The sequence below is a fragment of the Pseudomonas sp. LBUM1672 genome (assembly GCF_059695655.1).
This window is the reverse complement of the sequence record NZ_CP166781.1, coordinates 1368568-1391313: the sequence shown is the minus strand read 5'-3', so window position 1 is coordinate 1391313 and position 22746 is coordinate 1368568. Positions and strand designations below refer to the sequence as shown.

Below are 22746 nucleotides of genomic sequence, written 5' to 3'. Positions count from 1 at the left end.
GCCACTACCGTTTGCACTCTTTGTATGACCTCTATACTCCAACACATTCGCCAGGGTTAATGGTGTCGGCTGGATAAATACGGGGCGTCCGATGGAGTGGCCTGCTTTATATTTTACGAACCAACTGCCAGAGACCGGCCAGGTCATACTCAATTGCGTCCATAACCCCTTTCTGGTGTTGCTCGCTTACGTGGTCGCCTGTGCGACCGGCTTCGCCACGCTGGACATTACCGAACGGGTCGGCCATGCCGAAAAACCCGCGTCCCAACGACTCTGGCGCTGGGTCGGTGCCGGATGTCTGGCGGGCGGTATCTGGGCCATGCACTTCATCAGCATGCTGGCGTTCCAGGCGCCGATCGAAATAAGTTACCAGCTGCCCATCACCCTGATTTCGCTGTTATTTGCACTGACGGCCTCGTGGCTGGCGATGCATACCCTCAGCCATCCTCATGTGAGTTTCTGGCAAACCCTGCGGGCCGCAGTGTGGATCGGCCTGGGTATCGCGACCATGCACTACGTGGGCATGGCCGCCATGCAGTCGAATGCGACGGCTTATTACGACCCCACCCTGTTCGTCCTCTCCATCGTGATCGCGATTGGCGCCAGCCTGGCGGCCCTGGTGATTTCCCGTCACCTGCGCGAAGGCAGCGGCGTGGCTCATCAACTGCTCAAATACACCGCCAGCCTGGTGCTAGGGGCCGGCATCGTCAGCATGCATTTCACTGGCATGGCAGCACTCAGCCTGGTGCTGCCCATCGATAGCGCCCAGCCGCTGCCCGGCGACAACAACCACCTGCAGCTGGGATTGACGGTGGCGATGATGACGTTACTGATCATTGGCAGCAGTATCAGCGCGGCACTCGCCGACAAGAAGCTGCAACACAAGGAAGGCGACCTGCAGCGGGTCAACACCTTGCTCGGCCAACTGGATCAGGCGCGCTTGTCGCTGCAACAGGTGGCGCACTCCGACGCACTGACCAACCTGATCAATCGTCGTGGCTTCAACCAGATTTTCGTCGAAAAACTGCTGGAGAAGACCAAGGAAGGCGGAATGCTGGCGGTGATGTTCCTCGACATCGACCACTTCAAGCGGATCAACGACAGCCTGGGCCATGATGCCGGCGACGAATTGCTCAAGGTCCTGGCCGGCCACATCAAGGATTCGGCACACAGCCACGACGATGTGGTGGCGCGCTTTGGCGGGGACGAGTTCTGCATCCTCATCGACCTGCGTGACCGTGAAGAAGCGCAGCAAATGGCCCAGCGCATCATGCTGAAAATGAAAGACCCCATCGAGCTGGCCGGGCGCAGCATGGTCATGACCACCAGCATCGGCATCAGCGTGTTTCCTCAGGACGGTACAACCTGCGAGGAACTGCTGAAAAACGCCGATCTGGCGCTTTATCAATCCAAAGGCAGCGGACGCAACGGGCTGCATTTTTTCAGTCCGCACATGAAAACCCGCGCCTCGCTGGAGCTGCAGCTAGAAGAAGAACTGCGGCACGCCCTGCGCAATGAAGACGGCTTGACTCTGTATTACCAACCGATCTACGACCTGAAAATCGGCCAAGTCACCAAACTCGAAGCGCGGATTCGCTGGCAACACCCGGTTCACGGGCTGTTGGCACCGGATCGATTCATTGCCATTGCCGAGGCCAACGGCCTGATCGCTGAACTGGACAACTGGGTATTGCTCAGGGCCTGCGGGGACCTTGCAGAACTGTCCCGTCAGGGGCGCGACGAACTCAAGATTGCCGTGAACTGCTCGCCGCTGAACCTTGCCCGTGAAGAACTGGCCGATGAAATCGAAAACGCCCTGCGCATCGCCGGGGTGGCGCCACAACGGCTGGAACTGGAAGTGACCGAAAACGCGCTGATGGGCAACCTCGCCAACACCCTGGTGCTGCTGAAGCAGATCCGTTCACTCGGTGTGTCGCTGTCGATCGACGACTTCGGCACCGGCTATTCATCCCTGGCCTACCTCAAGCGCCTGCCGCTGAACACACTGAAAATCGACCGCTCGTTCATTCAGGACGTCCCCAAGGCCACCCAGGACATGGAAATCGTCAACGCCATTATCATCATGGCCCACACCCTGCATTTGCAGGTCGTCAGCGAGGGCGTCGAGACGTCCGAGCAATATGATTTTCTCGAACGCCAGGGCTGCGACCTGGTTCAGGGCCACCTGTTCAGCCGTCCGGTGCCTCTGGCCGAGCTGCCTGCGGTACTGGACGAAATCAATCAGCGCAAACACTCACGCAGTGTCAGTTCTTTGAGCCTGGCGTGCGGTACAACTGCACTAACGTCGACGGATCCTTTTCCAAAAAGCCCTGCCCCCCATGCAGGCGCATCAGTTGTGCGGCCAATCCGCTGATCGGCGTGGCTGAACCTTGTTCGCGGGAGAATTGCACCGCAGTGTCGAGGTCTTTGAGCAGCGTGCGCACGTGCCACTTCACCGGCTCGAAACGGCTCTCGGCCATTTGCGGAGCGAGGATCTGCAACGGTTTTGAATCAGCGAAGCCTCCCGCCAGTGCCTCGGCGATCAGGCGGGCGTCGACCCCGGAGCGCTCGGCCAACGCCACCACTTCCGCAATCACCAGCGCATTGCAGGCAACGATCATCTGATTGCAGGCCTTGGTCACTTGCCCGGCGCCGACACCGCCCATGTGAGTTACCCGTTGACCGAGGTTCAGCAGCACCGGTCTGACTCGCTCCAGGTCTGGCGCTTCGCCGCCGACCATAATCGCCAGGCTGCCGGCCTCGGCACCGACGACTCCGCCGGACACCGGCGCGTCGAGCCAGCGCATGCCGCATTGGCTGACGAGCGCCGAGGCCATTTCCCGCGTCGCGGTCGGTTCCAGACTGGAAAAGTCCACCAGCAACTGGCCACCTTTAGCGCCCTCGGCAATGCCGGCCGGGCCGAAAACCACCTCGCGCACCACCGCCGTGTCCGCCAGGCACAGCATCACCACGTCGGCATGCCGAGCCAATTCGGCCGCTGTCGACACCTGCCGGGCGCCAGCTTCAACCAGCGGAGCGCACTTGGCCGGATTGCGATTCCAGACCGTCAGCGGATACCCCGCCGCCAACAGGCGACGGCACATGGGCAAGCCCATCAGGCCGATTCCAGCAAAACTCAACGAAGGTAGCGTTGACATCATTTAGCCTTCTTTTGATTAAAGATCGCCGAATATTGGCCGATTCATCATGACTAAGGAAAGGATTCCCCCGAGCGACGCTCAGGCTTTGTCCCTGTCGCTTGGGCAAAATACGCGCTGAATAAAGCCGCGAGTTCCTATTCCGTGAAGGTTCGACGACACCGTGTCGCCGAGCCAACCAGCCCAGGTACATGGCGCCCAATGACTTCTAAAAATAATCCGGCCACTGCGGTTTCCGATCTGACACTGAGCCCTGCGGCAAACAGCCCCTCATCGTCGAAGCCATTGATCCCGTCACGTTCGCTGGCCAGTCAGCAATACCTGTATTTCACCGAAACCAACACCGACCGCATCCTCGACAACCTCGATGGCCTGCGCGACATGGTATTTCCGCGCCCACCGCACCTGGAAGGCGACAACGAACAGCACAACGAACAGGAATTCCCTTCGGTGTGCCTGATCGGCCTGGGACGTTGCGGATCGAACATTGCGCTGGACGTCGCGGAGCTGGTGTACAACGCCCGCAAGTTTTACCTCAACGAATTCAACAACGAAGACCGTCTGTCGCCGGACAAACGTTACGCCGAAAAGGGTTACAGCCCGGCGCAGTGGATCCGCAACAACCTGCGCCTGGGAACGAACAAGGCCACCAAACCGGTGTTCCTGGTCGAGCCGCTGGTGATGCTCGGCGACCTGGACAAAGACATCGCCGGTCGCATCCGCTTCTCGCGCAAAGGCGAAAAAAGCGGTTTCCTGCGCGACTACAGCAAAATGAAGATCATGGACTTGTCGGAAGTCCACGCCGGTGGCGCCGGTAACGCGCCGATCCTCGGCCAATACCTGGCCAAGATCATCCTGAACAAGGACACCCAGCGTTTCTCCAGCCCGGACTGGAAGATGATTCACTCGTACCTGATCGACAGCTGCGGGATCAAGGCCAACCAGTCGCGCCTGTACTTCTCGATCTTCAGTGCCGGCGGCGGTACCGGTTCGGGCATGGCCTCGGAATTCGGCCTGGCCCAGCAGCACTCGTACATGAATAAGACGTTCGACACCAAGCCGATGGATGAACACGACGGCAAGAGCGGTCACTCCTTTGTCTTTGAGCCGATCTTCACCAGCGGCATCTGCGTGCTGCCGAACATTTCCGATCACCGCAGCGAAATGTCCGAGGCGCTGCACATCAACGCCGGTCGCCTGCTGTGCAAATACCTGTCGGAAGAGTGGGACTTTTCCTACAACTTCGCCAACGAAGACAGCAGCGAAGCCAGCGTCATGGGCCGTATCCGCCCATGGAACGCCATGATGCTGATCTCCAACGACATCATGCGTTATGCCGAAGAAAGCGATGACGGCAACATCCAGAACATCGACGTCAACGCGATGGAAAAGCACGCCAACCAGTACATCTCGCAGCAGATCTTCAACATTCTGACGGCGCAGGCGGTCACGACTGACTACGACCAGAACTATTTCCGTCGCGCTGGCATCGATATCGGCGAAACCATTCGCCTCGACGCCAACGACCTGTTCATGAGCCTGGCCGGCCCGGTGGCGATTGCCTACGCCGAATCCGTGGTACCGGAAACGCCGCCGCCGAGCAGCGACAAGTTCAAGGTGTTTGAAAAAGAACCGCAGCGCCTGAACATTGATGACCTGTTCTTCCGCTCCATCGACCTGCCGCACTTCAACAAGGTCACCCAGGCCATCGAAGGCATCAGCCTGTTGCCGATCGAATCCAAGCGATATCGGGCGTCGCTGGAGCAATACAAGAACTCCGGTTATGACGCAGCCGCGTTGCACGACCTGCACTTCTTCAAGAACTGCTCGTCGGTGGTATCGATTGTCTCGCTGCCCAAAGACTACAAGCTGTCCTACATGGACCTGAACCGGTTGAAGACTCACCTCAACAGCCTGTTCCCGAACACTACGCTCAAGCGTTATGCCCTGGTAATCGGCGCCTCGGCCAACTTGTCGCTGACCACGTTGATCGCCAAGAGCCCGTGCCTGTCGGACGACTTCCTGACGCTGATCGTCGCGTTCATCAAGCGCTGTTTCGCGAAGAACCCGTACCGCTTCGACGACACGCTGGATAACTCGATCCTGGACTTCATCATCAATGAAGACTTCGACGAAGACCTGATCGACGACTTGCTCAACGAGTTCGAAAACCCGGCGAAGATCCTCGACACCAACTGGTACGCGATCAAACCGATGTACGAGAAGAAGTACCGCGAGCTGATCAACGACAAAGACAAGTTTGTCTCGATCAACGACATTCGCCTGTCGCGCGATTGCGTGAAGAAGGCGATCAAGTACCTGCGCGAGATCTACCGTCACCGGATTGGCAAGACCAAGGTTATTTCGCTGAATAACCATACCGGCAAGACGTTCTGATCTGCGTCGACTACATCGCGGGCAAGCCCGCTCCCACAGGTTCAGTGGCGTTCATGGATTTTGTGCACGACACGGACACTGTGGGAGCGGGCTTGCCCGCGATGGCGGCGTCCAATTCACTATAAATACCAACATCCAGAAACAATTAAGCAGCCCAACGGCTGCTCAATAAACTGTTCCCGTTACGTTTACGTCACCCTCGCCAAGACGCTTCTGTGGCCTTTCTCTACGGCAACGTGCCATCACGCTACTCACCTACACACTTTTAGTCGATCGCACGACGCACCAATAAAGTGCAGATAGTCAGCTCGTCGCCCTTTCCTGGATCAGAATCCACGGCGAAACCACCACGGCCCACAACTCCGGGTCGCGCTCAAAAAGATCCAGCGCCCGCGTTTCAGAGAGCTTGGCGATCTTGTCAGCGGCCAGCCAGGCAGCCACTTTCTCGCCTTCATCCGTCGCCACTGCCTCTGCTGCGGCGATCAAATCCAGGCCAGGGTTGACCCACAATAGGGCACCCTTGGCGAAGAAGGGCTCCAACTCTTTCCAGGTAATAGATGCGGTTTCACCAAGCAGCTTGGCATAGAGGGTGCTAGGTTCTTGATTCATGGGCGCTGTCCGGAAAAGAAATCGACGCGAATGATAACGTCGGTGGTCTGGCAGAAAAACCCGGATGCAATTGAGTTACCGAATGAAAAGAGCAGGAAAGCCAGGGAATGCTGCTGAATCAAGCAATTAGCCAGCTAACATCCCGCCGTGATTCTGTCTTTTTCTTTCAATAAAGCGACACCCTCAGGGTTTGCCCCCCGGCGCCAGCTTCCCAGGCTAACAATTGGCGCTCTACACTGTACCGGTACAGTTGCCGGGGGCATTTTCCGGAGGATATCGAAGATATCTGACCCGGTTCTGCTGCTACGGCGCCAGGACTATAAAAACTACAACAGTAAGAGTGGAGCACTATGACTAAGGCTACTAAGCAGATTTCCAAACTGTTTGCCGCTATGGTTCTGGCCGGGGTTGCCAGCCATTCGTTCGCAGCTGACACCATCAAGATCGGCATCGCCGGCCCTAAAACCGGCCCTGTAGCCCAATACGGCGACATGCAGTTCAGTGGCGCCAAAATGGCCATCGAACAGATCAACGCCAAAGGCGGTGTAGACGGCAAGAAACTCGAAGCCGTTGAATACGATGACGCCTGTGATCCAAAACAAGCGGTAGCGGTCGCGAACAAAGTCGTCAACGACGGCGTCAAGTTCGTGGTCGGTCACCTGTGCTCCAGCTCCACTCAACCGGCTTCGGACATTTACGAAGACGAAGGCGTGATTATGATCACCCCGGCTGCCACCAGCCCGGACATCACCGCCCGTGGTTACAAAATGGTGTTCCGCACCATCGGTCTGGACAGCGCCCAAGGCCCTGCCGCCGGTAACTACATCGCCGATCACGTAAAACCGAAAATCGTTGCTGTCCTGCACGACAAACAGCAATACGGTGAAGGCATCGCCACCGCCGTTAAACAAACCCTCGAGAAAAAAGGCACCAAGGTTGCCGTGTTCGAAGGCATCAACGCCGGCGACAAGGACTTCTCGTCGATCATCCAGAAACTCAAGCAAGCCAACGTCGACTTCGTTTACTACGGTGGCTACCACCCTGAGTTGGGTCTGATCCTGCGCCAGGCAGATGAAAAAGGCCTGAAAGCCAAGTTCATGGGTCCGGAAGGCGTGGGTAACGACTCGATCTCGCAGATCGCTCAGAAGGCTTCGGAAGGTCTGCTGGTGACGCTGCCGAAATCCTTCGACCAAGATCCGGCCAACATCGCCCTGGCTGATGCGTTCAAAGCGAAGAAAGAAGACCCGAGCGGTCCGTTCGTGTTCCCGGCCTACTCGGCTGTGGAAGTGATTGCCGAAGGCATCAAGGCCGCCAAGTCCGAAGACACTGCCAAAGTGGCTGAAGCCATCCACAAAGGCACCTTCAAGACGCCAACCGGCGACCTGAGCTTCGACGACAAAGGCGACCTGAAGGACTTCAAATTTGTGGTTTACGAGTGGCACTTCGGCAAACCTAAAACTGAAGCCAAGCCTCAGTAAGGCGTTGCCTGACTGACTGCCAATAAAGCCCACGGCGTGCCGTGGGCTTTGTTTTACGAACGTATTGGGCCGCGCTGGCGTGATCCGCCAGTCTCCCCACCTGAAAATCTCAAAACCGTCATCAGCGGTTCGCTGGCAAACCTCGAATTCGAAGTGGATGCAGATCCACGGGGCTCGAGCGGGAAAATGACTCCACCAGTGAAATGCGTATCAGGTTTTTAGGAGCGCTGTAATGCCTGACATCTATCACTTCCTCCAACAGCTGGTTAATGGCCTGACCATTGGCAGTACGTATGCTCTGATCGCCATCGGCTATACGATGGTTTACGGCATCATTGGAATGATCAACTTCGCCCACGGCGAGGTGTACATGATCGGCTCCTACGTGGCGTTCATCGCCATCGCCGGGTTGGCCATGCTGGGACTCGACAGCGTTCCGCTGTTGATTACCGCTGCTTTCATCGCGACCATCGTCGTGACCAGTGCCTACGGTTACAGCATCGAACGCGTCGCCTACCGCCCTTTGCGCGGCAGCAACCGTCTGATCCCGCTGATTTCCGCCATCGGCATGTCGATCTTCCTGCAGAACACGGTTCTGCTGGCGCAAGACTCCAAGGACAAATCCATAGCCAACCTGATCCCCGGCAGCTTCACCTTCGGGCCAGGTGGCGCACATGAAGTGCTGATTTCCTACATGCAAATCGTGGTATTCGTGGTGACCTTCGTCGCCATGCTCGGCTTGACAATGTTCATCTCCCGCTCTCGTCTCGGACGTGCCTGCCGCGCCTGTGCCGAAGACATCAAGATGGCCAACTTGCTGGGCATCAATACCAACAACATCATCGCCCTGACCTTCGTCATCGGTGCCGCATTGGCGGCCATCGCGGCCGTCTTGTTGAGCATGCAATACGGTGTGATCAACCCGAACGCCGGGTTCCTCGTTGGACTCAAGGCGTTCACCGCAGCGGTACTGGGCGGTATCGGCAGCATCCCGGGAGCCATGCTCGGCGGGCTGGTATTAGGGGTGGCGGAAGCCTTTGGTGCCGATATCTTCGGCGACCAGTACAAGGACGTCGTGGCTTTCGGCTTGTTGGTTCTGGTTCTGTTGTTCCGGCCGACCGGCATCCTTGGCCGTCCGGAGGTTGAAAAAGTATGACTAGGAATCTTAAACAGGCACTGTTCAGTGCTTTGCTGGTGTGGGCCGTGGCCTACCCGGTACTGGGTCTGAAACTGACCATCGTCGGCATCCACCTCGAAGTGCACGGCACCAGCAGCGCCACACTGATCACTATCGCGGTGTGCTCGGTGCTGATGTTCCTGCGGGTGCTGTTTGACCAGCAGATCAGTTCGGCCTGGCGTTCCTCGCCAAACATGCCGCTGATTCCGGCCAAGGCCAGTAACTTCCTGACCCTGCCGACCACCCAACGCTGGATCATCATTGCGCTGATCGCCGGTGCCCTGGTCTGGCCGTTCTTCGGCTCTCGCGGTGCGGTGGATATCGCCACGCTGGTGCTGATCTACGTGATGCTCGGCCTCGGCCTGAACATCGTGGTCGGCCTGGCCGGCCTGCTCGACCTGGGTTACGTCGGCTTCTATGCCGTCGGGGCGTACAGCTATGCATTGCTGTCGCACTATCTGGGTCTGGGCTTCTGGATCTGTCTGCCGATCGCCGGCCTGATGGCGGCCACTTTCGGTTTCCTGCTCGGCTTCCCGGTACTGCGTCTGCGCGGCGACTACCTGGCGATCGTGACCCTGGGCTTCGGTGAAATCATCCGTCTGTTCCTGCGTAACCTCACCGATATCACTGGTGGCCCGAACGGCATCAGCAACATCGAGAAGCCGACGTTCTTCGGGCTCACCTTCGAGCGCAAAGCGGCAGAAGGCATGCAGACGTTCCACGAGTACTTCGGCCTGGCCTATAACTCGATCAACAAGGTGATTTTCCTGTACCTGGTTGCACTGTTGCTGGCCCTGGCTGCGCTGTTCGTGATCAACCGTTTGCTGCGCATGCCGATCGGCCGTGCGTGGGAAGCGTTGCGTGAAGACGAGATCGCCTGCCGTGCGCTGGGTCTGAATCCTACGGTCATCAAGCTTTCCGCCTTCACCTTGGGCGCCGCCTTCGCAGGTTTCGCCGGCAGTTTCTTCGCTGCCCGTCAGGGACTGGTGACGCCGGAGTCCTTCACCTTCATCGAGTCGGCGATCATTCTCGCCATCGTCGTATTGGGTGGCATGGGCTCGCAGTTGGGAGTGATCCTGGCCGCCGTGGTGATGATCCTGTTGCCGGAAATGATGCGTGAGTTCAGTGAGTACCGCATGTTGATGTTCGGCGCCTTGATGGTGCTGATGATGATCTGGCGTCCTCAAGGCCTGCTGCCCATGCAACGTCCTCACATGGAGCTGCGCAAATGAGCCGCGAGATCCTTAAAGTCGAAAATCTGAGCATGCGCTTCGGCGGCTTGCTGGCGGTCAACGGCGTGGCCCTGACCGTGAAGGAAAAACAGGTGGTTGCATTGATCGGCCCTAACGGCGCCGGCAAGACCACGGTGTTCAACTGCCTGACCGGTTTCTACAAACCGAGCGGCGGCAGCATCCTGCTGGACGGAGAGCCGATCGAAGGCCTGCCGGGCCACAAGATTGCCCTCAAAGGCGTGGTGCGGACCTTCCAGAACGTGCGGTTGTTCAAGGACATGACCGCGGTCGAGAACCTCTTGATCGCGCAGCACCGTCACCTGAACACCAACTTCCTGTCCGGCCTGTTCAAGACCCCGGGGTTCCGCAAAAGCGAACGCGAGGCCATGGAGTTCGCCGAGTTCTGGCTGGACAAGGTCAACCTCACGCAATTCGCCAACCGTCCGGCCGGCACTCTGGCCTACGGTCAGCAACGTCGTCTGGAAATCGCCCGCTGCATGATGACCCGTCCGCGGATCCTCATGCTCGACGAACCGGCCGCCGGCCTGAACCCGAAGGAAACCGAGGACCTCAAGGCGCTGATCAGCATGCTGCGTGAAGAGCACAACGTCACCGTGCTGCTGATCGAACATGACATGAAACTGGTCATGAGCATTTCCGACCACATCGTCGTGATCAACCAGGGCACGCCTCTGGCCGACGGTACGCCGGAACAGATCCGCGACAATCCTGAAGTGATCAAAGCCTACCTGGGGGAAGCGTAAATGCTGCAATTCGAAAACGTTTCCACCTTCTACGGCAAGATCCAGGCGCTGCACAGCGTCAACGTCGAAGTCCGCCAGGGCGAGATCGTGACCCTGATCGGCGCCAACGGTGCCGGCAAGTCGACCTTGCTGATGACCCTCTGCGGTTCGCCGCAAGCCCACAGCGGCAGCATCCGCTACATGGGTGAAGAGCTCGTCGGCCAGGACTCGTCGCAGATCATGCGTAAAAGCATTGCGGTCGTGCCGGAAGGTCGTCGGGTGTTTGCCCGTCTGACAGTGGAAGAGAACCTGTCCATGGGCGGATTCTTTACCAACAAGGGCGACTATCAGGAACAGATGGACAAGGTTCTCGAACTTTTCCCACGCCTGAAAGAACGCTTTGCCCAACGTGGCGGCACCATGTCCGGCGGCGAGCAGCAAATGCTCGCCATCGGCCGTGCGCTGATGAGCAAACCCAAACTGCTGCTGCTCGACGAGCCATCGTTGGGCCTGGCACCGATCATCATCCAGCAGATCTTCGACATCATCGAACAGTTGCGCAAGGATGGCGTGACCGTGTTCCTGGTAGAGCAGAACGCCAACCAGGCGCTGAAAATCGCCGACCGCGCCTACGTTCTGGAGAACGGCCGGGTGGTGATGACCGGCACCGGGGAAGCCCTGCTGACTGATCCGAAAGTGCGCGAAGCGTATCTGGGTGGTTGAGTCTTTGCGGTAAACAAAAAACGGCCTTCGGGCCGTTTTTTTTGCCGGACACAAACTCGCTAACGATGAAAATCCCCTGTGGGAGCGAGCCTGCTCGCGATGCGATATCACATTCACCAAAGATGTTGGATGACCCACCGCTATCGCGAGCAAGCTCGCTCCCACAGGGATTGTGGTGTTTTGAGGTTTTTTAAAAAAGTTTGCATTGGGCTGTAACGCATCACGATGACCTTTCTCTAGAGGGGTAAGCCAGCACAAACGCGGCTTACCAAAACTCAAACAACGGAGAAACATCATGACTGCTACCACCCGCACCCTGTCCGCTACCGCCCTCGTTCTGGCCCTGGGTTCTGCGCTGAGCATGGCCGCTGTCTCCACCGTCCAGGCCGCCGACAACAGCAACATGGAAAAATGCTTCGGCGTGGCCATGAAAGGTCATAACGATTGCGCTGCTGGCGCGGGCACCACCTGCGCAGGCACCGCGAAAACCGACTACCAGCCAAACGCCTGGAAACTGGTTCCTAAAGGCACCTGCGCCACCACCGAAAGCAAGACCTCGCCGACCGGTTTCGGTCAAATGGAAGCCTTCAAAGCCAAAGCCTGATCCGCCTCCCAGCCTGAGTGTCGACCATGAACCAATCAACGTTCGGGCTCCCACCCCGCGCCGGGCTGGGGCTCAAGACCGGGCACTTGCGCGAAGTGCTCGGTTCGCAACCGGACATCGGGTTCTTCGAAGTCCACGCCGAAAACTACATGGTGGCCGGCGGCCCGTTTCATCACTACCTGGGGTTGATCCGCGAGCAGTATCCGCTGTCGCTACATGGCGTCGGGCTGTCCATCGGTGCCGAAGGTCCGCTGGACATTCAACACCTGCAACGCCTTGCCGAGCTGATCGAGCGCTATCAACCCCACTCCTTTTCCGAACACCTGGCCTGGTCCAGCCATGGCCCGGTATTCCTCAATGACCTGCTGCCGCTGGCCTATGACAACGCCACGCTGAACCGCGTCTGCGAACATATCGACCAGATGCAAACCACGCTCAAACGCCCAATGCTGCTGGAAAATCCGGCGACGTACCTGGCGTTCAAGCGCTCGACGATCGATGAGGCCGACTTCATCAGCGAAGTCATTCGCCGCACCGGTTGCGGGTTGTTGCTGGACGTGAACAACGTCTATGTGTCGAGCATCAATCATCAACGCGATCCTGTGGCCTACATCGACGCCCTGCCTCTTCACGCCGTCGGTGAGATTCATCTGGCCGGATTTGCCGAAGACACCGACAGCCTCGGTGACCGCCTGCTGATCGACGATCACGGCGCGCCCATCGACAACGCCGTTTGGGCGCTGTACGTGCAAGTGCTGGAGCGTGTCGGCCCGATGGCGACGCTGATCGAACGCGACAATCAGCTGCCGGCCTTCAGCGTGTTGCACGCCGAAGCACGTCAGGCTGACGAGTTGTTGCAGTGCGCCGAGGTTCGGCCATGAGCAATCACGCCGAGTTCGCGGCCGCCCTGCTCGATCCGGAGCAGCCCTGCCCCGACGGATTATTCAGCCCAAATGGCGCCGATCCCTCCAGCCGTTTCGCGGTGTATCGCAACAATGTGCAGGGCTCGCTGATCAACGCGCTCGCGGACAGTTACCCCGTGGTTGTGCAATTGGTCGCAGAGGCGTTCTTCCGGGCCATGGCCGGGATCTATGTGCAAAACACCCCGCCCCGCAGCCCTTTGATGAATGGCTACGGTCATGATTTCGCAGCCTTCATCGAAGGCTTTGCGCCCGCCGACAGCGTGCCTTATCTGGCCGATGTCGCTCGGTTGGAGCGCCTGCGAGTCATGGCCTATCACGCCGCCGATGCGCAGCCATTGGGTCACGAACAGATCGCGGCAGCGCTCGCCGATCCGCAAGCCCTGAGCGAGCTCACTGTCCAACTTCACCCCTCTATCAACCTGTTGAATTCAGCTTTCGCGGTGGTCGCGATCTGGGCTGCGCATCAACAGGAAGCGACGCTGGCGGGGATTGATCTGCACCAGGGACAACACGCGCTGGTGCTGCGCAATGGCCTGGACGTTGAAGTATTCGCCATCGATGAGGGTGCCAGTGCGTTCATCCAGAACCTGCAAAACGGCCGGTCACTGATGCAGGCGCTGGAAGCCGCCCCCGCCTTTGACCTCAGCCAAACCCTGGCGTTGCTGATCAGCCGCAACGCCATCACTTACTTGCATGACAACAAGGTATCGCCATGAACATCCGGACTGAATCGCAGAACCCCATCGCCCGCGCCATCGCGCTGCTGGAGATGATTCCCCACAGCCTGATCGCTTTTATCGCGCGCTTTTCCATCGCAGCAGTGTTCTGGAAGTCCGGGCAAACCAAGGTCGAAGGCTTGGCCATCGACCTGTTTGACGGCTCCTTCCAGCTTGGCGTGCCACATCTGGCGGACTCGACCATTCCGTTGTTCCAGAGCGAGTACCACGTGCCGCTGCTGTCGCCGGAACTGGCAGCGCACCTGGCCGCCTTCGCCGAACATTTTTTCCCGATGCTGATCCTGATCGGCTTCGCCACTCGGTTTTCCGCACTGGCATTGCTGGGCATGACCCTGACCATTCAGCTGTTCGTGTACCCCGATGCCTACCCAACCCACGGCACCTGGGCGGCGGTGTTGTTGTACCTGATGGCGACCGGGCCGGGGAAATTGTCGATCGATCACCTGATCGCCAAGCGTTACGCTCGCTAGAACGCGAGAACGATGAAGTCCCCTGTGGGAGCGAGCCTGCTCGCGATAGCGGCGTGTCATTCGCCATCAATGTTGACTGATAGACTGCTATCGCGAGCAGGCTCGCTTGTATGTTTAGACTTGAAGGGGTGGGTTGCTATTGCTGAAGACGCGCCAACGCCTCGCCGCTGCGCTTGAACCAGTCGATGAGATAGTCCGCCAGCACTTGCGTGCGTTTCGGCAGGCCGCCCTGATACGGATGCACCAGGTACATCGGCATGCTCCGCGTCTGATAATCGCGCAGGAGCCAGCGCAAGCGTCCGTCAGCCAATTCCGCTTGCAGCAGGTAAGAAGGCAACCGCGCAATGCCGGCACCCGCCAGCGCTGCTTTTTTCAGCAGGCTGTAGTGATTGCTGGCAAACGGTCCCGAGACCCGCACCCGTAGCAATTCGTGCTGCTGGTGATAAAGCCATTCTTCGCGGCCGCTGTAATGGCTGTTGAGCAGGCAGCGATGTTCAGCCAACGCATGAGGCGTCTGCGGCTCGCCGTACTGTTCGAGATAGGCCGGGCTGGCGCAGGTCATTTCGTGCCAGGCCAGCAGCGGTCGGGCAACCAGGCGTTCGTCATTACTGACATCGGCGCGAACCGCCAGATCAAAACCGTCGCGGGACAAATCACGGTAGCTGTTGCTCAGGTCCAGCTCGATCTGCACTTCGGGGTACTTGCCGGAAAACTCCAGCAACAAGCCATCGAAGAAAGTTTCCCCCAGCGAAACTGGCACCGTCATACGCACCGGCCCCGCCATATCGTCCTTCAACCGAGCCAATGCCTGACGCGCCTTCTCGACTTGTACGACCAGCGCCTGAGCTTGTGGCAACAGTGCCGCGCCGGCCGCCGTCAAACTCAAACGGCGGGTGGTGCGTTGCAGCAACACGACGCAGAACCGTGTTTCCAACAAGCTGATGCGCTTGGACAGTTGCCCCTTGCTGCAGCCCAATTGTTGCGCCGCCAGCGTGAAACTGCCCGCTTCGATCAACACCGCAAACGCCGCCAGATCATCCATCTCGCTCATGGATTGTTTCCATTTGAAAACCAAAGGTTGCCTATTAGCGCGCTTATCAACGGAAAAAACCACTCTAGACTGCAACCTCGTTCAACCACTTCGAGGAACAGCACGATGAAAATTCTTTTGATAGGCGCAGGCGGCACCATCGGTTCAGCGGTCGACAAGGAGCTGTCCCAGCGTCATGAAGTCATCCGCATCGGCCGTAACAGCGGCGATTTCAATGTAGATATCAGCGACAGCGCCTCGATCCGCAAGCTGTTCGAGCAAACCGGCAAGTTCGATGCCCTGGTCTGCGCCGCCGGCAATGTCACCTTTGCGCCACTGGATGAAATGAGCGAAGAAAGCTTTGCGCTGGGCCTCAAAGACAAGCTGATGGGCCAGGTCAACCTACTGTTGATCGGCCGTGAATTCGCCAATGACGGCGCCTCGTTCACCTTAACCACAGGCGTGCTCAGCCACGATCCGATTCGCAGCGGCACCTCGGCGGCATTGGTCAACGGCGCGCTGGACAGCTTCGTGCGTGCAGCGGCCATCGAACTGCCTCGCGGCTTGCGGGTGAACTCGATCAGCCCGACCGTGCTGCTCGAAGCCATGGGCAGTTACGCGCCGTACTTCCGGGGCTACAAGCCGGTTCCCGCAGCGGATGTGGCATTGGCCTACGCTAAAAGTGTGGAAGGCCTGCAAACAGGCCAGACCTTTCACGTGGGCTAAACCCTTGTGATGAACGGTCAGGCTGCGTAACGTGGCGACACTTGTCTGGAGAGCCAAAGATGCGTGTTGCCCGTTCCTTAGTCCTTGTTGCCCTGCTTCCGTTGTTCGCTGCCTGCAGTTTGCTGGAGGGCTCGCGTGAAAATGCCTCCCACGTGGGCCAGACCCGCATGCAGGGCCAGTTGACGGCGGCGGACGGCAAGCTGCTGTTCCAGCCGTGCAATGAACAACGCAGCTATGTGGTCAATGACAGCGGCGGCACCAGCGTCCTGCAAGAGGCCGCGACCCTCGCCGATTCCCAGGGCAAGCTGTTTGCCGACGTGCGTGGACGAATCGTCGAAAGCCGCCTTGATCTTGAGCAGCTGTACCGCGTCGAACGCTCGGGCACCGCCTGCGACGATCCCAACTTCAAACTGTTGATCCTGCGCGCCGCCGGCCACTCACCCGAGTGGAACGTCAAGGTCAGCGGCAAAGGCATGGTCATCGACCGCGCCGGTCAGCCGCCCCTGGCCGTGCCGTACGTTGAAGAACAGCTAGGCGATGGCCGTTTCAATCTCAGCACCGAAGCCAATAACCAGCACATCGAACTGTGGGTTGCGCCGCAACGTTGCGTCGACAGCAGCACCGGCAGCGTCCAGCACATGAGCGCCGAACTGCGCATCGATGGCCAGGTGCAACGCGGTTGCGGGTATTTCGGCGGCTCGCGTAACGACTGATCGTTTTTGCCTCACGGGACCGGCGTTTGGGGCTTATAATCGCCGCCTTCAAACGCCTTGGCGCAGTTGTGCGCCCCGCGAACCGGATCCTGTCATGTTACGAATCACCGAACTCAAGTTGCCGATCGACCATCCCGATGAAGACCTGCGCCCTGCCATCGTGCAGCGCCTGGGCATCGCCAGCGATGATCTGCTCGATTTCACCTTGTTCAAGCGCAGCTACGATGCGCGCAAAAAGTCCTCTGAACTGTGCTTCATCTACACCATCGACCTCACCGCCAAGGATGAGGCCGCATTGCTGCACAAGTTCGCCGATGACCGTAACGTCAACGTAGCGCCGGATGTCAGCTACAAAGTGGTCGGCCAGGCCCCGGCTGATCTTGAGCAACGTCCTGTCGTCGTGGGTTTCGGTCCGTGCGGGATTTTCGCCGGGCTGCTGCTGGCGCAAATGGGCTTCAAGCCGATCATCCTCGAACGTGGCACCGAAGTCCGCCAGCGCACCAAAGACACCTGGGGCCTGTGGCGTAAAAGCGTGCTCAACCCCGAGTCGAACGTGCAATTTGGTGAAGGCGGCGCGGGAACGTTCTCTGACGGCAAGCTCTACAGTCAGATCAAGGACCCGAAATTCATCGGTCGCAAGGTCCTGCATGAGTTCGTAAAAGCAGGCGCGCCGGAAGAAATCCTCTACGTCAGCAAACCGCACATCGGTACGTTCCGTCTGACCGGCGTTGTGGAAAACATGCGTGAGCAGATTCGCGCGCTGGGCGGCGAAGTACGCTTCCAGCAGCGGGTCACCGACGTGTTGATCGAGGACGGCCAACTGATCGGCGTCGAGCTCAATGGCGGCGAACAGATTCATTCGAAACACGTGATTCTGGCCTTGGGCCACAGCGCCCGGGACACCTTCCGCATGCTCCACAGCCGTGGTGTGTACATGGAGGCCAAGCCGTTCTCGGTGGGTTTCCGCATCGAGCACCCGCAGTCGCTGATCGACCGCGCGCGCCTCGGCAAATACGCCGGCCACCCGAAACTCGGGGCGGCCGACTACAAACTGGTGCACCACGCCAAGAACGGTCGCTCGGTGTACAGCTTCTGCATGTGCCCGGGCGGCACCGTGGTGGCGGCGACGTCCGAGCCGGGCCGCGTGGTCACCAACGGCATGAGCCAATACTCGCGTAACGAGCGCAACGCCAACTCCGGGATCGTCGTCGGGATCACCCCGGAAGTCGACTACCCGGGCGGCCCGCTGGCGGGTATCGAGTTGCAGGAACGCCTGGAATCCCACGCTTACGTGCTGGGTGGCAGCAACTACGAAGCACCAGCGCAACTGGTGGGCGACTTCATTGCGGGCAAGCCGTCCACCGAGTTGGGCAGTGTTGAACCGTCCTACAAGCCGGGCGTTGCCTTGGGTGATCTGGCGCTGGCACTGCCGGCATTCGCCATCGAAGCCATTCGTGAAGCCTTGCCGGCATTCGAGAAGCAGATTCGCGGTTACTCGCTGCATGACGCGGTGTTGACCGGGATCGAGACACGTACGTCGTCACCATTACGGATTACCCGTAACGAGTCGATGCAGAGCCTGAACGTGAAAGGTCTGTTCCCGGCGGGTGAAGGTGCGGGTTATGCAGGCGGGATTCTGTCGGCGGGTGTCGACGGGATTCGGATTGCCGAAGCCGTGGCTCGCGACATCCTCGGCCTTGAGGCCTGATCGACATCTCCTGACACACCAAATAACCCTGTGGGAGCGGGCTTGCTCGCGAAGCGGATTCTCATTCAACAGAGATGTTGATTGATCTATCGTATTCGCGAGCAAGCCCGCTCCCACATTGGTTTTTGGTGTGTCAGATATTGGCGCGCAGCACGGTGGCTGGCAAAGCCTCACCGCGCTCCACACTCGCCGCCACAACATCCATCAACCCACTCAACTCATAACCCTGGGCCTTGAGCCAGTCCTGATCATAATAGCTGGTCTCATAACGCTCGCCGCCGTCGCACAGAATCGCCACGATCGACCCCGACTCCCCCGCTACCGCCATCTGCTGAGCTGCCATCAAGGCGCCGATCAGGTTGGTTCCGCTCGACCCGCCGACACGCCGCCCCAAATGCTGCGCCAGGTAATGCATGGCCGCCAGCGACAACGCATCCGGCACCTTGACCATCGCATCAATCACCTTGGGCAGGAACGACGCCTCGACGCGTGGCCGGCCAATGCCTTCAATCCGCGAACCGTGATCCAGTCGCAACGTGGCATCGCCCGTCTTGTAGTAATCGAAGAACACCGAACGCTCGGCATCGGCGCACAGCACGCGGGTGCAATGCTGGCGATAACGCACGTATCGGCCGAGGGTCGCGGTGGTGCCGCCGGTGCCGGGGCTGGAAATCAGCCAGCTCGGTTCCGGGTGCTGTTCGAAACGCATTTGCTGGAAGATCGACTCGGCGATGTTGTTGTTCGCCCGCCAGTCGGTGGCGCGTTCGGCGTAGGTGAACTGGTCAATGAAATGCCCGTCGTGTTCGCGAGCCAGACGCTCGGACTCGGCATAGATTTGCGTCGGATCGTCGACCAGATGACTCTTGCCGCCATAGAAAGCGATCTGCGCGATCTTCTCTTTGGACGTGGTCGCCGGCATTACCGCAATGAACGGCAATCCCAGCAACCTTGCGAAGTAGGCCTCGGAAATCGCCGTCGAACCACTGGACGCTTCAATCACCGGCGCACCGGGTTTGAGCCAGCCGTTACACAAGGCATAGAGGAACAACGAGCGCGCCAGCCGGTGCTTGAGGCTGCCGGTGGGATGGCTGGACTCATCCTTGAAATACAGCTCGATGCCCGGAAAACCCGGAAGCGGCAAGGGGATCAGGTGGGTATCGGCGCTGCGCTGGAAGTCGGCCTCAATGATCCGTATGGCTTCGCGGGCCCACTGTCGGTTGTCGCTCATGATGGTTTTCTCGTTGAATCGGACAAGAGTCGGCCTTGTCGCAGGGCTCAGCCAATAAGCTTAGGAAAAATCCCACGTGAAGCACAGATACAGCTGAGGCCCAATACGTCTGGCAACTGCTAGGCTCAGGTCCGTGTCTGCCCTTCGCGTTGCAACGGCATATAACAAAAAAGAATATAAATTTTATTTTAACAACTAACGGTACCGGTTAGGGTGTGCCACCTTTTTGATTATTCGATGGAGAGCGACCTTGCCTCTGCGTAGCACTTTCACGCGTTTCTTTCAGTTGGAAGCTGCCAGCGGTCTGTTATTGATCACCGCTGCAGCCCTGGCCCTGATCATCAACAACTCCCCGTTGTCGTGGCTGTACAGCAGTTTTCTGGACACGCCGGTGGTGGCGCAGGTCGGTGCGCTGCAAATCGCCAAACCGGCGCTGCTGTGGATCAACGACGGCCTGATGGCCCTGTTCTTCCTGCTGATCGGCCTGGAAGTGAAGCGCGAAGTCCTCGATGGGCAACTGACGAAACCTTCGCAAATCGTCCTGCCCGGCGCCGCAGCGATTGGCGGCATGGTGGTTCCCGCGCTGCTCTACTGGTTTTTGAATCGTGACAACCCGGCCGCCCTGAATGGCTGGGCGATCCCGATGGCCACCGACATCGCCTTCGCCCTCGGCGTCCTCGCCCTGCTCGGCAAGCGTGTGCCGGTGTCGCTGAAACTGTTCCTGATGACCCTCGCGATCATCGATGACCTCGGCGCCATCATCGTCATTGCGATCTTCTATTCCGGCACGCTGTCGACACTTTCCCTGGCATTGGCCGCAACCTGCATCGTCGCGCTGATCGCGATGAACCGGCTTGGCGTGGTCAAGCTCGGGCCGTACATGATCATTGGCTTGATCCTCTGGGTCTGTGTGCTCAAGAGCGGCGTCCACGCGACACTGGCCGGTGTGACCCTGGCGTTCTGCATTCCATTGCGCACGAAAAACGCCGAGCCGTCACCGCTGCTGACCCTCGAACACGCCCTGCACCCGTGGGTGGCCTACGGCATCCTGCCGCTGTTCGCCTTCGCCAACGCCGGCTTGTCCCTGAGCGGCGTGACCATGGAAAGCTTCACCCACCATGTGCCGATGGGCATTGCCGTGGGCCTGCTGCTGGGCAAAACACTTGGTGTGTTCGGCCTGACCTGGCTGGCCGTGAAAATCGGCATCGCCGCCCTGCCCCAAGGCGCCAACTGGGGCCAGGTGCTGGGTGTGGCGATCCTCTGCGGGATCGGTTTCACCATGAGTTTGTTTGTCGGCTCCCTGGCCTTTGAACCGGGTGTCAGTGAATACGCCGGGATGGACCGGATGGGCATTTTGACCGGTTCGATTCTGGCGGCATTGATCGGTTATGCGGTGACGGCGGCAGCGAGCCGCAAGCGCACCGCGCTGCAATCCTGAGTGATAGAGAACACTCTTAACGACATTCAGGATTCGTCCTACAGCCACGTTTGACCTTGTTCGTTAACGTCGCACAGCCCCTTGTTTGGGGGCTGTCGATGGACGAACGCAAGGAAGATCAGTGGCTGGCAACAAGGATATCCCCAGGGTTAAAAACCCGCCGTCCGGCGACGGACATCACGTCACCCACCGCTTCATGACGGCCACCGAACTGGCCGAGCGGGACGCCCGACAAAACGCTTACGATGCGATGCTCGCCAGGCAAGATGCCTTCGAGCGCAGTCGTGAGGTCGTCGCCAAAAAGGATGAGTCCGTTCGTGCCGGATGCGTCTTCGCCAAGTCCTGCAAGCTGCCGGACGCCATCATCGATTATTCGAATCCTTCGGGCATGGTGCCCACCGACAGCCTCAAGGATTACGGGGAAATCGCCTGGCTCGGCGCTCGAAAAGCAGACGATGCCGGGCTGCTGAATCTTGAAACCATCAGCGGCAGTACCGTCTCGCTTGGCATTGGCCGACTTGCACTCAGTGCTCCGGCGCTCGCTGCTCCGGTCGCGGCAATCGGCGCTGCCGGGACTGCTGCATTGGCCACGGTGGTCGCGCTGTTCTGGACCCCGAGCCTGAGCGATAGCGCGCTCTATACCGAAGATCAACTGCGCGCCCTGAAACAGGCCCGCACCCGCGTTCGCCTTCAGGTCGAGCAACAGGCTGATGGCAGTCTCAAGGGCTACGCCTTCTACACCGGCAAGAACCGCGGCTGGGAAATGGTTGATGTTGTGCAGTTCACGTTGCGCGACAGTCAGCAGGTGGCGGATCTAGGGGATGGGGTTGAGCTGATCTGGACACCGGCTGTAGATGGTTCGGACATCCTTGGCATTCCCGCTTTAGAAGCAGCACCGCAAGCGCCGCATATTTGGGTGTATCCACCGACGGAAGCGGCTGACAGCATCATCGTCGATCCGGTTTATCCGCCTGATTACAAGGATTTCATTCTTGTGTTTCCGGCGAATTCGGGGGTGAAGCCGGTTTATATTGTCCTCAGTACTCCTCGTAAAGGTTTGCCAGATGCAGGTCACAGCTACCATCCAGTACCGAAGACAGAAGAAATCATTGCATTTCCTGGCCTTAAACCAGCCAAGAAAATGAACCCTGTACTAGGGGGTGGGGGGTTAAGACCGAGGTGGACAGATGCGAAAGGTAAAAAGATCTATGAGTGGGACTCTATGCATGGCGAGCTGGAAGAGTACCGCGCAAGTGATGGCAGCCACCTGGGAGCGTTTGATCCTGTAACAGGTGAGCGACGTGATGATGCTCAATCTAAACGAAACATTCCTAAAAAATACTTGTGAGACAACGATGGGATTAAAACTAAGGCTGGAATGGTTTGACAAGCAAACGGAAAATTTTCAAGGCGAAGAGTTCTCTGATGATCTGGGCGATGATGAATCAATACTTAATGCTCTCGGAATCCCTGTAGAGAACAACATTAACAACGGAGGTTTTAATGTTGTTAGCCAATGGGTCGCCACTATCCAACCTTACTTTCGCCACACGATTGAAATTACCGATTGTGACTACCAAATCTCTTTTGACTACCGCGAAAATTGGTAATCGAAAAATAACGCTGGCGGCGATGGCAGCAGACACAAAAAA

The 22746-nt window shown here is 58.7% G+C and carries 21 protein-coding genes; 17 read left to right on the top strand and 4 right to left on the bottom strand.

Annotated features, from left to right (window positions below; genetic code table 11):
- Positions 1-91: 91 nt before the first annotated feature.
- On the top strand, positions 92-2374 hold the full coding sequence (locus tag ACA053_RS06200) for a putative bifunctional diguanylate cyclase/phosphodiesterase (RefSeq protein ID WP_497316073.1): 2283 nt from the start codon (positions 92-94) through the stop codon (positions 2372-2374).
- On the opposite strand, the gene ACA053_RS06195 is transcribed toward ACA053_RS06200, so the two are convergent.
- Positions 2265-3161 carry an NAD(P)-dependent oxidoreductase gene (locus ACA053_RS06195; protein WP_497316071.1) on the bottom strand — a complete coding sequence of 299 codons (897 nt, stop codon included), beginning with the start codon at positions 3159-3161 and terminating at the stop codon, positions 2265-2267. The genes ACA053_RS06200 and ACA053_RS06195 overlap by 110 nt on opposite strands.
- 198 nt (positions 3162-3359) lie before the next feature.
- Here ACA053_RS06195 and ACA053_RS06190 point away from each other — a divergent pair, with 198 nt between their 5' ends.
- Positions 3360-5555, top strand: a complete 2196-nt coding sequence (locus tag ACA053_RS06190; protein WP_497394745.1) for a hypothetical protein — start codon at positions 3360-3362, stop codon at positions 5553-5555.
- Between the two features lie 303 nt (positions 5556-5858).
- On the opposite strand, the gene ACA053_RS06185 is transcribed toward ACA053_RS06190, so the two are convergent.
- Entirely contained in the window at positions 5859-6164 is a 306-nt protein-coding gene (locus tag ACA053_RS06185; protein WP_497394744.1) for a DUF2288 domain-containing protein, read from the bottom strand.
- A 350-nt stretch (positions 6165-6514) separates the two neighbouring features.
- Between ACA053_RS06185 and ACA053_RS06180 the strand changes: the two genes are divergently transcribed.
- The 9 genes from ACA053_RS06180 (at position 6515) to ACA053_RS06140 (ending at position 14251) form a co-directional block, all read left to right on the top strand.
- Positions 6515-7642, top strand: a complete 1128-nt coding sequence (locus ACA053_RS06180; protein WP_109628307.1) for a branched-chain amino acid ABC transporter substrate-binding protein — start codon at positions 6515-6517, stop codon at positions 7640-7642.
- 232 nt (positions 7643-7874) lie between these two features.
- Positions 7875-8798 carry a high-affinity branched-chain amino acid ABC transporter permease LivH gene (livH, locus tag ACA053_RS06175; RefSeq protein ID WP_010462578.1) on the top strand — a complete coding sequence of 308 codons (924 nt, stop codon included), beginning with the start codon at positions 7875-7877 and terminating at the stop codon, positions 8796-8798.
- The gene (locus ACA053_RS06170) at positions 8795-10051 is read left to right on the top strand and encodes a high-affinity branched-chain amino acid ABC transporter permease LivM (protein WP_010462580.1); all 1257 of its coding nucleotides are present in this window, start codon (positions 8795-8797) and stop codon (positions 10049-10051) included. Before livH ends, ACA053_RS06170 begins: the two co-directional genes overlap by 4 nt.
- A complete protein-coding gene (livG, locus tag ACA053_RS06165; protein ID WP_109628305.1) occupies positions 10048-10815 on the top strand; it encodes a high-affinity branched-chain amino acid ABC transporter ATP-binding protein LivG in 768 nt (255 codons plus the stop codon). Before ACA053_RS06170 ends, livG begins: the two co-directional genes overlap by 4 nt.
- Positions 10816-11517, top strand: coding sequence for an ABC transporter ATP-binding protein (locus ACA053_RS06160; RefSeq protein ID WP_109628304.1), 702 nt, complete (start codon positions 10816-10818; stop codon positions 11515-11517).
- 295 nt (positions 11518-11812) lie between these two features.
- On the top strand, positions 11813-12121 hold the full coding sequence (locus ACA053_RS06155; RefSeq protein WP_109628303.1) for a BufA1 family periplasmic bufferin-type metallophore: 309 nt from the start codon (positions 11813-11815) through the stop codon (positions 12119-12121).
- 26 nt (positions 12122-12147) lie between these two features.
- Entirely contained in the window at positions 12148-13002 is an 855-nt protein-coding gene (gene bufB / locus ACA053_RS06150; protein ID WP_497394743.1) for an MNIO family bufferin maturase, read from the top strand.
- Positions 12999-13760 (top strand): HvfC/BufC N-terminal domain-containing protein, encoded by a 762-nt coding sequence (locus tag ACA053_RS06145; protein ID WP_497394742.1) that lies wholly within the window; start codon positions 12999-13001, stop codon positions 13758-13760. The genes bufB and ACA053_RS06145 overlap by 4 nt, the downstream gene beginning before the upstream one ends.
- Positions 13757-14251, top strand: coding sequence for a DoxX family protein (locus ACA053_RS06140; protein WP_497394741.1), 495 nt, complete (start codon positions 13757-13759; stop codon positions 14249-14251). Before ACA053_RS06145 ends, ACA053_RS06140 begins: the two co-directional genes overlap by 4 nt.
- A 136-nt stretch (positions 14252-14387) precedes the next feature.
- Here the strand turns inward: ACA053_RS06140 and ACA053_RS06135 are convergent, their stop codons facing one another.
- Complete coding sequence (locus tag ACA053_RS06135) at positions 14388-15302, bottom strand: LysR family transcriptional regulator (protein WP_109628299.1); 915 nt, start codon at positions 15300-15302, stop codon at positions 14388-14390.
- A 105-nt stretch (positions 15303-15407) separates the two neighbouring features.
- Between ACA053_RS06135 and ACA053_RS06130 the strand changes: the two genes are divergently transcribed.
- The 3 genes from ACA053_RS06130 (at position 15408) to ACA053_RS06120 (ending at position 18428) form a co-directional block, all read left to right on the top strand.
- Entirely contained in the window at positions 15408-16007 is a 600-nt protein-coding gene (locus tag ACA053_RS06130; RefSeq protein WP_497394740.1) for a short chain dehydrogenase, read from the top strand.
- 59 nt (positions 16008-16066) lie between these two features.
- Entirely contained in the window at positions 16067-16720 is a 654-nt protein-coding gene (locus ACA053_RS06125) for a COG3650 family protein (RefSeq protein WP_497394739.1), read from the top strand.
- Positions 16721-16814: 94 nt separating this feature from the next.
- Positions 16815-18428: an NAD(P)/FAD-dependent oxidoreductase gene (locus ACA053_RS06120; RefSeq protein ID WP_497316051.1), complete on the top strand. Its 1614-nt coding sequence runs from the start codon at positions 16815-16817 to the stop codon at positions 18426-18428.
- A gap of 133 nt (positions 18429-18561) precedes the next feature.
- On the opposite strand, the gene ACA053_RS06115 is transcribed toward ACA053_RS06120, so the two are convergent.
- On the bottom strand, positions 18562-19659 hold the full coding sequence (locus tag ACA053_RS06115) for a PLP-dependent cysteine synthase family protein (RefSeq protein ID WP_497318191.1): 1098 nt from the start codon (positions 19657-19659) through the stop codon (positions 18562-18564).
- Between the two features lie 247 nt (positions 19660-19906).
- Between ACA053_RS06115 and nhaA the strand changes: the two genes are divergently transcribed.
- The 3 genes from nhaA (at position 19907) to ACA053_RS06100 (ending at position 22704) form a co-directional block, all read left to right on the top strand.
- Positions 19907-21094 (top strand): Na+/H+ antiporter NhaA, encoded by a 1188-nt coding sequence (nhaA, locus tag ACA053_RS06110; RefSeq protein WP_497394738.1) that lies wholly within the window; start codon positions 19907-19909, stop codon positions 21092-21094.
- 121 nt (positions 21095-21215) lie between these two features.
- Complete coding sequence (locus ACA053_RS06105) at positions 21216-22442, top strand: S-type pyocin domain-containing protein (RefSeq protein ID WP_497394737.1); 1227 nt, start codon at positions 21216-21218, stop codon at positions 22440-22442.
- Positions 22399-22704, top strand: a complete 306-nt coding sequence (locus tag ACA053_RS06100) for a colicin E3-like toxin immunity protein (protein ID WP_497396134.1) — start codon at positions 22399-22401, stop codon at positions 22702-22704. Before ACA053_RS06105 ends, ACA053_RS06100 begins: the two co-directional genes overlap by 44 nt.
- The last annotated feature ends 42 nt before the right edge of the window (positions 22705-22746 follow it).